This window comes from Ralstonia sp. VS2407 (assembly GCF_052950655.1).
In genome coordinates this window covers 465,265-478,667 of record NZ_JBRFVG010000001.1, presented here as the reverse complement: position 1 = coordinate 478,667, position 13,403 = coordinate 465,265, and the positions used below count along the sequence as shown (strand labels likewise).

Annotated in this window: 15 protein-coding genes; 5 read left to right on the top strand and 10 right to left on the bottom strand. The window is 64.1% G+C overall.

The window, feature by feature from the left end:
- Nucleotides 1–9: 9 nt before the first annotated feature.
- On the bottom strand, nucleotides 10–870 hold the full coding sequence (locus ACU8YE_RS02285) for a 3',5'-nucleoside bisphosphate phosphatase (RefSeq protein ID WP_446928018.1): 861 nt from the start codon (nucleotides 868–870) through the stop codon (nucleotides 10–12).
- Between the two features lie 151 nt (nucleotides 871–1,021).
- On the opposite strand from ACU8YE_RS02285, the gene ACU8YE_RS02280 reads away from it, so the two are divergent.
- Nucleotides 1,022–2,101, top strand: coding sequence for an NAD(P)/FAD-dependent oxidoreductase (locus ACU8YE_RS02280; RefSeq protein ID WP_446928017.1), 1,080 nt, complete (start codon nucleotides 1,022–1,024; stop codon nucleotides 2,099–2,101).
- 8 nt (nucleotides 2,102–2,109) lie between these two features.
- The gene (locus ACU8YE_RS02275) at nucleotides 2,110–2,655 is read left to right on the top strand and encodes a DUF4166 domain-containing protein (protein ID WP_232042449.1); all 546 of its coding nucleotides are present in this window, start codon (nucleotides 2,110–2,112) and stop codon (nucleotides 2,653–2,655) included.
- A gap of 130 nt (nucleotides 2,656–2,785) precedes the next feature.
- On the opposite strand, the gene ACU8YE_RS02270 is transcribed toward ACU8YE_RS02275, so the two are convergent.
- The gene (locus tag ACU8YE_RS02270) at nucleotides 2,786–3,703 is read right to left on the bottom strand and encodes an alpha/beta fold hydrolase (protein ID WP_343619075.1); all 918 of its coding nucleotides are present in this window, start codon (nucleotides 3,701–3,703) and stop codon (nucleotides 2,786–2,788) included.
- Between the two features lie 79 nt (nucleotides 3,704–3,782).
- Entirely contained in the window at nucleotides 3,783–4,625 is an 843-nt protein-coding gene (locus tag ACU8YE_RS02265) for a ferritin-like domain-containing protein (RefSeq protein WP_446928016.1), read from the bottom strand.
- Between the two features lie 115 nt (nucleotides 4,626–4,740).
- Here ACU8YE_RS02265 and ACU8YE_RS02260 point away from each other — a divergent pair, with 115 nt between their 5' ends.
- From ACU8YE_RS02260 to ACU8YE_RS02250, 3 genes are all read left to right on the top strand, one after another.
- Nucleotides 4,741–5,268: a gamma carbonic anhydrase family protein gene (locus ACU8YE_RS02260; RefSeq protein ID WP_004626140.1), complete on the top strand. Its 528-nt coding sequence runs from the start codon at nucleotides 4,741–4,743 to the stop codon at nucleotides 5,266–5,268.
- Entirely contained in the window at nucleotides 5,265–6,278 is a 1,014-nt protein-coding gene (hslO, locus tag ACU8YE_RS02255) for an Hsp33 family molecular chaperone HslO (RefSeq protein WP_260802698.1), read from the top strand. Before ACU8YE_RS02260 ends, hslO begins: the two co-directional genes overlap by 4 nt.
- A gap of 106 nt (nucleotides 6,279–6,384) precedes the next feature.
- Nucleotides 6,385–6,798, top strand: a complete 414-nt coding sequence (locus ACU8YE_RS02250; protein ID WP_446928015.1) for a hypothetical protein — start codon at nucleotides 6,385–6,387, stop codon at nucleotides 6,796–6,798.
- A gap of 56 nt (nucleotides 6,799–6,854) precedes the next feature.
- Here the strand turns inward: ACU8YE_RS02250 and ftsB are convergent, their stop codons facing one another.
- The 7 genes from ftsB to ACU8YE_RS02215 all read right to left on the bottom strand — a co-directional run bounded on the left by ftsB (nucleotide 6,855) and on the right by ACU8YE_RS02215 (nucleotide 13,376).
- A complete protein-coding gene (gene ftsB, locus ACU8YE_RS02245; protein ID WP_012435260.1) occupies nucleotides 6,855–7,190 on the bottom strand; it encodes a cell division protein FtsB in 336 nt (111 codons plus the stop codon).
- Between the two features lie 91 nt (nucleotides 7,191–7,281).
- On the bottom strand, nucleotides 7,282–8,565 hold the full coding sequence (gene eno, locus ACU8YE_RS02240; protein WP_009238483.1) for a phosphopyruvate hydratase: 1,284 nt from the start codon (nucleotides 8,563–8,565) through the stop codon (nucleotides 7,282–7,284).
- Nucleotides 8,566–8,619: 54 nt separating this feature from the next.
- The gene (locus tag ACU8YE_RS02235) at nucleotides 8,620–8,910 is read right to left on the bottom strand and encodes a DUF1330 domain-containing protein (RefSeq protein ID WP_316868764.1); all 291 of its coding nucleotides are present in this window, start codon (nucleotides 8,908–8,910) and stop codon (nucleotides 8,620–8,622) included.
- Between the two features lie 92 nt (nucleotides 8,911–9,002).
- Nucleotides 9,003–9,857: a 3-deoxy-8-phosphooctulonate synthase gene (gene kdsA / locus ACU8YE_RS02230; protein ID WP_316877855.1), complete on the bottom strand. Its 855-nt coding sequence runs from the start codon at nucleotides 9,855–9,857 to the stop codon at nucleotides 9,003–9,005.
- A 21-nt stretch (nucleotides 9,858–9,878) separates the two neighbouring features.
- A complete protein-coding gene (locus ACU8YE_RS02225) occupies nucleotides 9,879–11,543 on the bottom strand; it encodes a CTP synthase (RefSeq protein WP_232042442.1) in 1,665 nt (554 codons plus the stop codon).
- A gap of 91 nt (nucleotides 11,544–11,634) precedes the next feature.
- Nucleotides 11,635–12,456, bottom strand: a complete 822-nt coding sequence (locus ACU8YE_RS02220) for an alpha/beta fold hydrolase (protein WP_446928014.1) — start codon at nucleotides 12,454–12,456, stop codon at nucleotides 11,635–11,637.
- A gap of 17 nt (nucleotides 12,457–12,473) precedes the next feature.
- Nucleotides 12,474–13,376 carry a peptidase gene (locus ACU8YE_RS02215; protein ID WP_232042440.1) on the bottom strand — a complete coding sequence of 301 codons (903 nt, stop codon included), beginning with the start codon at nucleotides 13,374–13,376 and terminating at the stop codon, nucleotides 12,474–12,476.
- Nucleotides 13,377–13,403 lie beyond the last annotated feature (27 nt).

Sequence of the window (13,403 nt, the reverse complement as noted above, 5' to 3'; positions counted from 1 at the left end):
GCCGCGCGCTCAGGACATCCACCGGTTCCACACCGGCGTCAGGTTGTCAGGCAGCGGCGGCAGCGTGCCGAGTTCGACACGGCCCTCGCCCGGGCCATGGAAGTCTGAACCACGCGACGCCATCAGGCCGTAACGGCGGGCCACGTCGGCGTACAGCGCGTACTGGTCGGGCGTATGGCTGCCGGTGATGACTTCGACGCCCTCCCCGCCTAGCGCCTTGAATTCATCAAACAGCGCGCCGTGCTCGACCAGCGACAGCGTGTAGCGTCCTGGATGCGCCATCACCGCGACCCCGCCCGCGCCCTTGATCCAGTTGATCGCATCGGCCAGACGCGCCCAGCGATGCGGCACGTAGCCCGGCTTGCCGTCGCCCAGGTAGCGGTCAAACACTTCGTGGATGTCGCGGCAGTGTCCATGCTCGACCAGGAAGCGGGCGAAATGGGTGCGCGAGACCATGTCGGGATTGCCGGCGTAGCGCAATGCACCTTCGTAGGCGCCTTCGATGCCGAGCTTGGCCAGCGCGGCGCTGATGTCTTCAGCACGCGCGCAGCGACCGGAGCGTGTTCGCTCCAGCCCCTGCACCAGATCGGCGTTCTCCGGGTCGATACCCAGGCCGACGATGTGCAGCGTGCGTCCCGCCCAGGTCACGGAAATCTCTACGCCCGACAGGTAATCCATGCCCAGCGCCGCTGCGGCCTCGCGCGCGGCGGCCTGCCCGCCCACTTCGTCGTGGTCGGTCAATGCCCAGAGCGTCACACCGTGCGCAGCAGCACGGGCGGCCACTTCGTGCGGAGCAAGCATGCCGTCCGATACCGTGGAATGGCAGTGCAGATCGGCATTTCGGGCGGAGGCGGCGGAGAGGTTTGGCATTCCGCCATTTTACTGCTGCGTCGCGCAACCGGGGGGCCTCACCCCACTAAAGATCGGCATTCGGAAGACCCGACTGCCCGTGGCGGTGTTCACGGCGAGGCGCTTGCTGCGGGCTATAGTGGTCGCATTGTTTCGTCCTCGACGCTTTGCCATGACTTCCGCCGCCACAGCCCCCGCCGATCTCCCTCAGCCCTTGGAGCAACGCATCGACGTGCTCGTCGTGGGCGCGGGGCCGGTGGGCCTATTTGCAGCCTTCCAGGCCGGCGTGCTGGGCATGTCGTGTGTGCTGGTGGACGCATTGGACCGCCCGGGCGGCCAATGCACGGAGCTGTACCCGGAAAAACCGATCTACGACATCCCGGCGCTGGTCTCGTGCACAGCTCAGGAACTCGTTGACCGGTTGATGGCGCAATGTGCGCCGTTCCACTACCCCATCCTCTGCGGCCGCCGCGCCGAAACCGTCGAAACGCTGGAAAGCGGGCACGGCCAGCGCTTTCGCGTCACCACCAGCGCCGGGGACGTGTTCGACTGCGCCGCCGTACTCATCACGGCGGGCAACGGCGCGTTCACCCCACAACGCGTGGCCTTGCCTGAAGCGACCGCGCTGGAGGGTCGCCATCTGCACTATGCCGTGCGCGACACCGCGCGCTTTGCGGGCAAGCGCGTGGTGATCGCAGGCGGCGGCGATTCCGCACTCGACTGGGCGCTCGCGTTGCGTAAGGTGGCCGCACGCGTGACGCTGGTCCATCGGCGAGAGGGCTTTCGCGCCGCCGATGCGAGCGTCGCTGAAATGCGCGCCGCCGTCGCCGCCGGCGAAATGGATTTTGTGCTCGGCATGCTTTCGCGCCTGGACAGCACGCCCGACGGCACGCTCACCGGCGCGGCCATCCGCGGGCGCGACGGCGAAACCGTACTGCCCTGCGACGAACTGATCGCGCTGTATGGGCTGGTTTCCGAGCCTGGGCCCATTGCCAACTGGGGCGTTGAGATGCGCGCGGGCCGCATCACGGTCGAAACGACGGCGTATGAGACGTCGCGCCCCGGGGTGTTCGCCGCAGGCGATATCGCACTGTATCCGAACAAGCAGAAGCTGATTCTGTCGGGCTTCCATGAGGTGGCGATGGCGCTGCGCCGGGCATACCGCTACGCGAATCCGGATAAGACGCTCGTGCATACGCATTCGAGCAACGATGCGGGGCTGCAGACGAAGCTGCATGTAACGGCGGAATAAGGTCTCGCATGCGCGCGCCGTCGCTCTACGAAACTGTGCTTGGCGCGCGATATGCGGAACTGGCGCCGGCCGTGCAGACATTCCACCGAATGACCGGCGTGGTGACCCTGCACGGCGAGGTCGAAACAGAACCGCCCGCCTCGCGCCTCGCACGGGTGCTTGCATGGTGCATTCGCACGCCACGGACACCGACGCGTGGCCCGATCCGGGTCACGCTCCAAACCGCCGCCATGGAAGAAACCTGGACGCGCGATTTTCCCCGACACACGATGCGCTCAACCTTGTCGCTGCGGCAGGGGCGCCTCACGGAGCGGCTCGGCGCGGTGCGTCTGTTCTTTGCGCTCGAAGCAGAGCACGGTGTGTTGCAAATGCGCCTGCAAGGCTTGCGCTTCCTCGGTATCCCCTGCCCAGCATGGCTGCGGCCGGCCGTATTGGCCGAGGAATCCGGCGACGGTGACCGCTTCCACTTCAACATACGCGCCAGCGTGCCGTTACTGGGCGTGGTCGCGGCGTATCGAGGCTATCTCGACCTGGCGACGTTGGAGCACGAATGATCGTTGTCTACCGTGCCATCTACCGTGCTCTTCGCGCGAGACGGCCGAGCGTGGCATGAAAGCGCCGCGCGACCCGCGCATGCTGCCGACGCCCGGCGCAGCACAGCGGTTTCTTCATTGAGCCTGCCGCTCAGCGCTGCAAGCAGAACGCTTCAATCAGCGCGGCCACCTGCTCCGGCTGATCGTGATGGAGCATGTGCCCCGCGTCTGCAATCAGCACCTCACGGAAATCAGGAAACGCCGCAAAGCGCGTCTTGAACTCGGCCAGCGGCACGTCGCCCGCGATCGCCTTCAGCGTGGGCGAATCGACGGCCTCGACGTGCAGCACGGGCGCGGCAACACGGCGCCAGATTTCCATCACCTCATCCAGCCGATAAAGCTGGGGATTGATGATCTTGTGCGCAGGGTCACCAAGGATCTCCCAGCGCCCTTCGGCGTTTTGGCTCGACCAGTGCTGCGCCAGAAATGCCGCCTTGTCGGCCGGCAGGCGCGGGTTGGTCTTCTGCAGGCGCGCGGCGACGTCTTCAACGGTAGCGTAGGTGTTCAGGCGCGGCTTGTCCTTCAGCTCGTCGAGCCAACGCGCATAACGGCGCGGCGCCTGCGATGCCTTCGACGCCGACATGCCGAAGCCCTCCAGATCCACCACGCGCCGCACGCGCTCGGGCCGGATACCCGCGTACAGGCAAACCACGTTGGCGCCCAGGCTGTGCCCGACCAGTGTCACCTGCCCCTCCGGCTGATAGTGATCAATGATGGCTTCGAGGTCTGCCACGTAATCGGCAAACCAGTAGCTCTCTACACCCGGGGCGTCGGTGGGCCGGGCAGACTGGCCGTAGCCGCGCCAATCCGGTGCCACGATATGCCAGCGCTCGCGCAGCGCATCGACCAGAAACTGGAACGATGCCGACACATCCATCCACCCATGAAACAAGAAGAGGATGGGCGCCCCCGGCTCGCCCCATTCGCGGATGTGGTAGCGCAGACCGCGCACGGGCAAATATGTCGAACTTGAGGCCTTACGTGCGGGAGGCTGCGTGGTGGAGTCCATGGTTTCCGTCACCGAATAGAAATCGAACGATCGTTCTTTTTCTAGGGATTATAGCGGCGGATGGGCAACGCCGTGGCGCTTAGAACGAGGCTTCCAGCGCGGCAATTTCGTCGTCGTCGAAACCGGCTTGGCGGCGCGCCTCCAGGTTGAATGGCCCGCGCAAACGCGGCGCACCGTATTGCGCGGCCAGCTTGCGATACGTCGGCACGGGGTCCAGCCCCGCGCGCGCGCAGAGCCAGCGGTACCAGCGGTTGCCGACCGCCACGTGGCCAATCTCGTCCCGCAGGATGATGTCGAGGATGCCCGCAGCGGCCATATCGCCCGCCTGGGCGAGCTTGGCGCGAATCGGCGGCGAGGCGTCGAGCCCGCGCGCCTCCAGCGTGCGCGGCACCAGCGCCATGCGCGCGAGCGGATCGGCGGCGGTTTTCTCCGTCATCTGCCACAGGCCGTCGTGGGCGGGGTGATCGCCGTAGTGGCAATCGAGCGTTGCCAGATGGGCGGCAAGCAACGAAAAGTGCGTCGCCTCTTCCGCCGCCACGCGCGCCCAGTCCTGGTAGAACGCCACGGGCATCGCCGCAAAACGCCATACAGCATCGAGCGCAAGGTTGATGGCATTGAATTCGATGTGCGCGAGCGCGTGCAGTAACGCGCCCCGGCCCCGTGGCGTATCGATCGCACGACGGCGCGGAACCTCGGAAGGCGGCACGAGCACCGGCGCGTCTGGGCGGCCCGGGACTCCGCTTTCGGGTGCTGCAATGGCTTCGTCAATACCCCAGCTCGCGTCGTCGGCGCACTTGGCGCGCTCGCCCAGATGCAGCGTGGCGTCCACCTTGCTGGCTGGATCTGTGAGGCACAGGGCCGCCAAGGCAGCATGGCGCAGCGTGTCGGAAGGCGTTTTGGGGCAAGGCTGCGGAGCGGTCATCAGCGTACAATTTGGACTTTCCGCCATTTTAATTCGATGCGTCGGCTTGCCTTGCCCGGCAAGCTTGAAGACGCGCCCTTTTCCCCCATTTACGCAGATTCTGGAGACCGATCGCATGGCCCTCTACCAACTCGGCGATGTTGCACCGACCATTGACGCCAACGCCTATGTGGCCCCCGAAGCGACCGTCATCGGCCGCGTGGAGCTGAAAGCACGCGCGAGCGTGTGGCCCGGTGCCGTCATCCGCGGCGACAACGAGCCGATTACCGTGGGCGAGGCCAGCAACGTGCAGGAGGGCTCGGTGCTGCACACCGACCCGGGCTGCCCGCTGAACATCGGCGACCGCGTAACGATCGGCCACCAAGCCATGCTGCATGGCTGCACGATCGGCGAAGGCTCGCTGATCGGCATCCAGGCGGTGGTACTCAATCGCGCGGTGATCGGCAAGAACTGCCTGGTGGGCGCGGGGGCGATCGTCACCGAAGGCAAGGTCTTCGAAGACGGCACACTCATTCTGGGCGCGCCTGCGAAGGCCGTACGCAAACTGACGGAAGACGACATCGCCAAGATGCACCTGAACACCGAAACGTATGCGGTGCGACAGGCGATGTACAAGCAGCAACTGAAACGGATCGATGGATGACTGACGAGCTGAAGAAATTTGTATTCGACGCCGCGCCCGTGCGCGGTGAACTGGTGCGCCTGGAAGGGACGTGGCAAGAGGTGCTGAGCCGCCGCCGCTACCCCGCCCCGGTCAGCACGCTGCTGGGCGAGATGATGGCCGCGGCCGCACTGCTGTCTGCCAATCTGAAGTTCAACGGCGCGCTCGTCATGCAACTGCACGGCGACGGCCCGGTACACATGCTGGTCGTCGAGTGCAACTCCGACCTGTCGATGCGCGCCACCGCCAAGATTGCCGAAGGCGCAGAGATTGCCGACGACGCCACGCTGGCCGCCATGGTCAACGTGCACGGCAACGGACGCTTCGCCATCACGCTCGATCCGCAGGACAAGCTGCCCGGCCAGCAGCCGTATCAGGGCATCGTGCCGCTGTCGGACGAGAACGGGCCGCTCGCCACCATCACCGAAGTGCTTGAGCACTACATGCAAAGCTCCGAGCAGCTCGACACGCGCCTGTGGCTGGCGGCTGACAACAAGGTCGCGTCGGGCATGTTGCTGCAACGCTTGCCTTCATATGGGGGAGCCATGGAAGGCCGCACGGGCCATGTACCCGCGCAGGTTGGTGAGACGGGCCAGCCGCTGCACCAGGACGTGCAGGAGCAAGACCTCGACACGTGGGAACGCGTTTGCCAGTTGGGCAAGACGCTGCGCCGCGACGAACTGCTCGAGCAGCCGATCGACACGCTCATCAAGCGCCTGTACTGGGAAGAAATGGAAGCCGCCGGCATCCGCATGTTCGAGCCGCAGAGCCCGCGTTTCCGGTGCTCGTGCTCTCGACTGCGCGTGGGCTCCATGCTGCGCACGCTGGGTCAACCCGAGGTCGACAGCATTCTGGAAGAGCGCGGCAAGGTAGAAATCGACTGTGAATTCTGCGGCCAGCATTACAGCTTCGACGCTGTGGATTGTGCGCAACTCTTCGCACAAGAGACCGTCGCGCAAGGCATCCAGGGCGCGTCCGAGCAGCGTCACTGAATACAAGCGACATAGTATGAAGTGCGCGTGGCGCGCGGCACTTATCGGTGCCGGCCACGCTCTAAATCGCCAGATTCTTCATCTGCCGCTTGCTGCGGAGCGCACCATGTTCAAGCTCATTTCCTCGCCCTTGCGATCGTTGAATTTCTCTCGCGCTGGCGCGCTGGCGTTGCCGATTGCGGCGGCGCTGCTGGCGTCGGCCTGCGTTGCCGTGCCGCGTGGCCCGGGCGGCATGCCCTACACCGCCCGGCTGTCGGACGATACGCAGGCCGCGGCACCGGCGCCGCTGTCGGCTGAAGACCGCAAGAAGCTGGATGCGCTGAATGCCAAGGCGCTGCGCGAATCGGATCAAGCCATCCGACGCGATGCGGAAGCGCGCGCCTATGCAGCCACGCCGTACTACGCGCCGTATCCGTACTACGGGGGGTATTCGGTGTATTACGGCAGCGGATGGCGCCACCGTGGCGGCTGGGGCGTCAGCTACGGGGCGCCCGTGTGGGGCTATCCGTACTACTGGTAAATCCCGGAAGTTGCCCTGAAGGCGATCGCGTCTGCAGGACGCGTCGCATAGCAGACTCAGTGATGCGCCTGCTGGCCCGCCGGAGGGGGCGGCGGCAGCGGAGTTTCGCTGGTTTTCGGGGCCGGCGCGACGAACTGCACGAAGCCTTCGTCGTCTTTCACCATCCCCAGTTCATAGCGCGCGCGCTCTTCAATGGCGCCCGTGCCTTCCTTCAAATCCTTCACCTCGCCTTCAAGCTTGGTGTTGCGCTGCTTCAGTTCAGCGTTGCGCTGATTCTGCGCCGTCACCTGCTTCTGCATATCCCACACGCGCAGCCAGCCGCCCTTGCCCAGCCAAAGCGGGTACTGGATAGCAAGCAGCAACAGCAGCAGGAACAGCGTAATCAGGCGCATAGAGACAAGCGTTGGCAGTACTCGGGCCCCAAATACCATGCGACCGCCAGAGCGGCGGTCGCACAGTCATGCGGAGCGAAACTGCGAGGGATTATCGCAGGTTATAGAACGCCGACTTGCCCGGGTAGCTGGCGATATCACCGAGGTCTTCTTCGATGCGCAGCAGCTGGTTGTACTTGGCCATGCGATCCGAGCGCGACAGCGAGCCGGTCTTGATCTGGCCGGCGTTCGTGCCAACGGCGATGTCGGCGATCGTGCTGTCTTCGGTCTCGCCCGAGCGGTGCGAGATCACGGCGGTGTAGCCGGCGCGCTTGGCCATCTCGATGGCAGCGAACGTCTCGGTCAGCGTACCGATCTGGTTGATCTTGATGAGGATCGAGTTGGCAATGCCCTTCTCGATGCCTTCCTTCAGGATCTTGGTGTTGGTGACGAACAGATCGTCGCCCACCAGCTGCACCTTCTTGCCGAGCTTTTCGGTCAGGGCCTTCCAACCGGCCCAGTCGCTCTCGTGCATGCCGTCTTCGATCGACACGATCGGGAACTTGTCAGCCAGATTTGCCAGGTAGTTGGCGAAATCTTCCGACGACAGCTGGAGGCCTTCGCCTTCGAGGTGGTATTTGCCGTCCTTGTAGAACTCGGACGCGGCGCAATCGAGCGCCAGCAGCACGTCTTCACCTGCCTTGTAGCCAGCCTGCTCGATGGCCGACAGGATCGTGTTCAGGCACTCTTCGTTGCTGGCGAAGTTCGGTGCGAAGCCGCCTTCGTCGCCCACGGCCGTGCTCATGCCCTTGTCAGCCAGGATCTTCTTCAGCGCGTGGAAGATCTCCGCGCCGCAGCGCAGGGCTTCACGGAAGCTCGACTGGCCGACCGGCATCACCATGAATTCCTGGATGTCCAGGCTGTTGTTGGCGTGTGCGCCGCCGTTGACGATGTTCATCATCGGCACCGGCATCTGCATGGCGCCCGAACCGCCGAAGTAGCGATACAGCGGCAGGCCGGCTTCTTCGGCCGCGGCCTTGGCCACCGCCATCGACACCGCCAGCATGGCGTTGGCGCCCAGGCGGCTCTTGTTCTCGGTGCCGTCCAGATCGATCAGGGTGCGGTCCAGGAACGCCTGTTCCGACGCGTCCAGGCCCATGATGGCCTCGGAGATTTCGGTGTTGATGTGCTCGACGGCCTTGAGCACGCCCTTGCCCAGGTAGCGCGACTTGTCGCCGTCACGCAGTTCGATGGCTTCACGCGAGCCGGTGGATGCGCCCGACGGCACCGCTGCACGGCCCATCACGCCCGATTCCAGCAGCACGTCGCATTCGACGGTGGGGTTGCCGCGCGAGTCCAGCACTTCGCGACCGATGATATCTACGATGGCACTCATGAAAATCCCTCTTGGTGTCTTAAAGCAGGTAACGCTACGAGGTCGACAGGCAGCTCAAACGCCTTCGACCACGATCATGTTCATGTTGGCAGCCTTGGCGCGCGCGTTGCGCGCAGCGAGATACTCCTCGCTGTCGTAGAACGACTTGGCAGCGTCGTAGCTCGGAAACTTGAGCACAACGATGCGGGTAGGGTTCCACTCGCCTTCCAACTGCTCCGTCTTGCCGCCGCGCACCAGCGGCTCGGCGCCATGCGTTTGCATGGCTTTGGTCGACAGCGTCTTGTATTGCTCGTACTGCACGGGGTCTGTCACGTCCACGTACGCGAGGATGTAGCCAGCGGCCATGTGTCTCTCTCCGGATGCCGAAACAAAAACTGAACTGGGCTGAACCGAAAACGACTGCGGCGGCTAGTGGAGCCGCCGGTCATCGGGAAGAATCAGTCGAACTGATTTTCCAGGAAACCGCTGCGCTTGGTGAGCGCATCCAGTTCTTTCAGTACTGACAGCAAGTCTTTCATGCGGCGCAGCGGCACGGCATTCGGGCCATCTGATTTTGCGCATGCGGGATCCGGGTGCGTCTCCATGAAGACACCCGAAACCCCTACGGCGATAGCGGCACGGGCCAGCACCGGCACGAACTCGCGCTGGCCGCCCGAGCTGGTGCCCTGGCCGCCCGGCAACTGCACCGAATGCGTGGCGTCGAACACCACCGGCGCCCCCGTCTCGCGCATGATCGCCAGCGAGCGCATGTCCGACACCAGGTTGTTGTACCCGAACGAGGCGCCGCGCTCGCAGGCCATGAAGTTGTCTTCCGGCAGGCCGGCATCGCGGGCGGCGTGACGCGCCTTGTCGATGACGTTCTTCATGTCGTGCGGCGCGAGGAACTGACCCTTCTTGATGTTGACGGGCTTGCCGCTCTGCGCACACGCACGGATGAAATCGGTCTGACGACACAGGAACGCCGGCGTCTGGAGCACGTCCACGACTTCGGCCACCGGCTTGATCTCGTCGATGTCGTGGATGTCGGTCAGCACCGGCACGCCAACCTGACGACGCACTTCCGCCAGAATGCGCAGCCCCTCGTCCATGCCCAGACCGCGGAACGAGGCGTCCGACGACCGATTCGCCTTGTCAAACGACGACTTGTAGATGAACGGAATGCCCAGTGCGCCCGTGATTTCCTTGAGCGTGCCGGCGGTGTCGATCGCCATCTGCTCCGATTCGATCACGCAGGTGCCGGCAATCAGGAAGAACGGTTTGTCGAGGCCGACTTCGAAATCGCAGAGTTTCATGATGTTCCCGTGTGCCAGCGCTTAGGCGACAGCGCGTTGCGTGTTCTGCTGGTGATGCGCCAGCGCGGCTTCAACGTAGGCTTTGAACAGCGGGTGGCCGTCGCGCGGCGTCGAGGTGAATTCCGGGTGGAACTGCACGCCGACGAACCACGGGTGCATCGACGCCGGCAGTTCCATCATTTCCGGCAGGTTTTCCGACGGCGTGCGCGCCGAGATGATCATCCCGGCCTTTTCCAGCTGCGGCACGTAGTGGTTGTTCACCTCGTAGCGGTGACGATGGCGCTCGTTGACCTCCGCGCCGTAGATTGCCGCTGCCTTGGTGCCGGATTGCACCGGCACGCGCTGCGAGCCCAGGCGCATGGTGCCGCCCAGATCGGAGTCGGCCGAGCGTTTTTCGACGCGGCCATCGCGGTCCAGCCATTCGGTGATGAGCGCGACCACCGGATGTTCGGTCTCGTCGTTGAACTCCGTGCTATTGGCGTCCTTCATGCCGGCCAGATGGCGAGCGAATTCGATCACGGCCAACTGCATCCCCAGGCAGATGCCCAGGTACGGCACGCCTTTTTCGCGGGCGTACTGAATTGCGCGGATCTTGCCTTCCGTACCACGCTTGCCGAAGCCGCCCGGCACCAGAATGGCATCCAGTGTGTCCAGCACCTGGGTATGGCCCGATTCCAACTCCTCGGAATCGATGTACTCGATATTGACGCGCGTCGAGGTATGCAGGCCGGCGTGGCGCAGCGCCTCGATCAGCGACTTGTACGACTCGGTCAGGTCAACGTACTTGCCGACCATGCCGATGGTGATTTCGTGCTGCGGATTTTCCAGTGTGTGCACCATGTGCGCCCACACCGACAGGTCCGCCGGCGGCGCTTCGATGCGCAGCTCTTCGCAGATGATGCGATCCAGCCCCTGCTCGTTGAGCATCTGCGGGATCTTGTAGATGGTGTCGACGTCCCACACCGAGATGACCGCGTCCTGCGGCATGTTGGCGAAGAGGGAAATCTTCGCGCGTTCATCGTCAGGGATCGGGCGGTCGGCGCGGCACAGCAGCGCGGTCGGCTGCACGCCGATTTCGCGCAGCTTCTGCACCGAGTGCTGGGTCGGCTTGGTCTTCAGCTCGCCGGCGCTGGCAATGAACGGCACCAGCGTCAGGTGCGCGAACGCCACCTGGTTGCGACCCAGGCGCAGGCTCATTTGGCGTGCGGCTTCCAAGAACGGCAGCGATTCGATATCGCCCACCGTACCGCCGATTTCCACGATCGCCACATCGGCCTTGCCGTCGTGCGACGCAGCGGCACCGCGCTCAATGAACGCCTGGATTTCGTTGGTGATATGCGGAATGACCTGCACCGTCTTGCCGAGATACTCGCCGCGACGCTCCTTGCGGATCACGGATTCGTAAATCTGGCCGGTGGTGAAGTTGTTCGCCTTGCGCATCTTGGCCGAGACAAAACGCTCGTAATGGCCAAGATCGAGGTCGGTTTCTGCGCCGTCCTCGGTCACAAACACTTCGCCGTGCTGGAACGGGCTCATCGTGCCCGGGTCGACGTTGATGTAAGGATCGAGTTTGAGGAGGGTGACTTTGAGGCCGCGCGACTCAAGAATGGCCGCGAGCGAGGCGGCGGCGATGCCCTTGCCGAGTGAGGACACTACGCCACCGGTAACGAATACGAACTTGGTCATGACCTAGCTTGCCGGGGAAAGCCGGATTATAGCAAAGGTCCCCTCACCGATCCGTGACAGAACGGTGGAATTTGCCCCCGACCAGCCTCGCCTATGCGGCGTGCCGCATGGCGCCTGTGTTGGCGCGCATTTCGTTGATCAATTCGCGGATCAACTCAGCCGTTTCGAGCGGCTTTTCCATTGGATAAAGATGGCTACCTTCGATCCAGCGCAGCCTGCCGCCGACGATGCGCCGGGTTGCACCCAGCCCGACCTTGCGAATCTCGCGCGAACGGGTGCCCGCCACAAAGCTGACGGGGAACGCCGTGCCGCCCGCGACTTTGCGCCCCATGTTGGTCGGCAACGTCCGGTAGATCTGGTATTCGATTTCGCGTGAGAAACGCAGTGTGCGCTCGTGGTCACGGCCCGTGGGCTCGGTGCCATGTTCGACATAATCGCGCAGCACGTCTTCGTCCCAACGATCGAACTTGCGCTTGGCCTTGAAGTGGCTCCAGACGGCGTCGCGATCGGGCCACAGATGGCGCCGGTTCTTCGTCGCTGCAGCAGGCGATTGGCTCTCATCGATGTCCAGCCATTGCGCCACGCGCAGCAGCTTGGCGCGCCACCCGGCAATGATCGGCGAATCGAGCATCACGACGCCGCGCACGCGCTCGGGCCGGCGCAGCGCCGCCATCAAGCTCAAGAAGCCACCCAGCGAATGGCCCACCAGCCAGACCGGCTCCACCTGCGCGTCGATTTCGGCGAGCAGCTCCCTCACCAGACCAGGCCAGGAACGGGTCACTGGAAAACGCGGGTCGTGCCCAAAACGCTCCACGGCGCGGATGTCGAATTCGTCACCCAGCACGCCCAGCATCTTGCGATACGTCCCCACGGGAAAGCCGTTGGCATGCGAAAAAAGCATCACATCGCGCATCGCAGATCCTGTGCCGTTCAGTGCGACTTTTGCGATCCGCCAGCCACGCGCTGGATCGTGGACACCTGCTCCAACGCTGGGCCGGGCGCACGATCCGGCGTGGCTGGAACGTCGGCGGCGGGCGGTGCAACGCGCACGGGCTCGACCTCTGCGGAAGAATGGCCCTCACGGCGCAACGGGTGCGAAGGCGAAGTGCCGGTTTCCCAGTCCGGATCGTCGATCTCGGCAAACACCTGGCGCAGGCGCTTGCCCCATGTGCCGCGAATCATCGTGAAATATGGGTTCTCTTCGTCGATGGCGACAAAGCGCGTCACACGCAGGGAGTCGGCCTCATAGACCAGCAAATCCAGCGGCAAACCCACGGAAATATTCGACTTCAGCGTCGAATCCATCGAGATCAGCGCGCACTTTGCGGCTTCGTCCAGCGGCAGCCCCGGGCTGACCACGCGATCGATGATCGGCTTGCCGTACTTGGCCTCGCCGATCTGGAAGTAGCAGTTCTCGGGCGTGGCTTCAATGAAGTTGCCTGCTGCGTAGACGTTGAACAGGCGCGGGCGCTCTGCGCCAATCTGCCCGCCAAAGATGATGCTGACGTTGAAGTCGATCTTGGCCTTGGCCAGCGCCGCGGCATCGCGGTCGTAGACATCGCGCACGGCCTCGCCAACGATTGTGGCTGCCTCGAACATGTCCCGTGCCGTCCACAGCGAGCGAGGCTTGCCGCGCGCTTCGGTCAGCACCTGACGCACCGCCTGGCTGATGGCGAGATTACCGGCCGTCAGCAGCACCATGACGCGATCGCCTTCGCGCTCGAAGACGGTCATCTTGCGAAACGTGGAAATGGCGTCCACGCCCGCATTCGTGCGGGAATCGGACAGGAACACAAGGCCTGCGTCCAGGCGCATGGCGACGCAATAAGTCATGGGCGAAGCAACAAACGGAATCGGTAG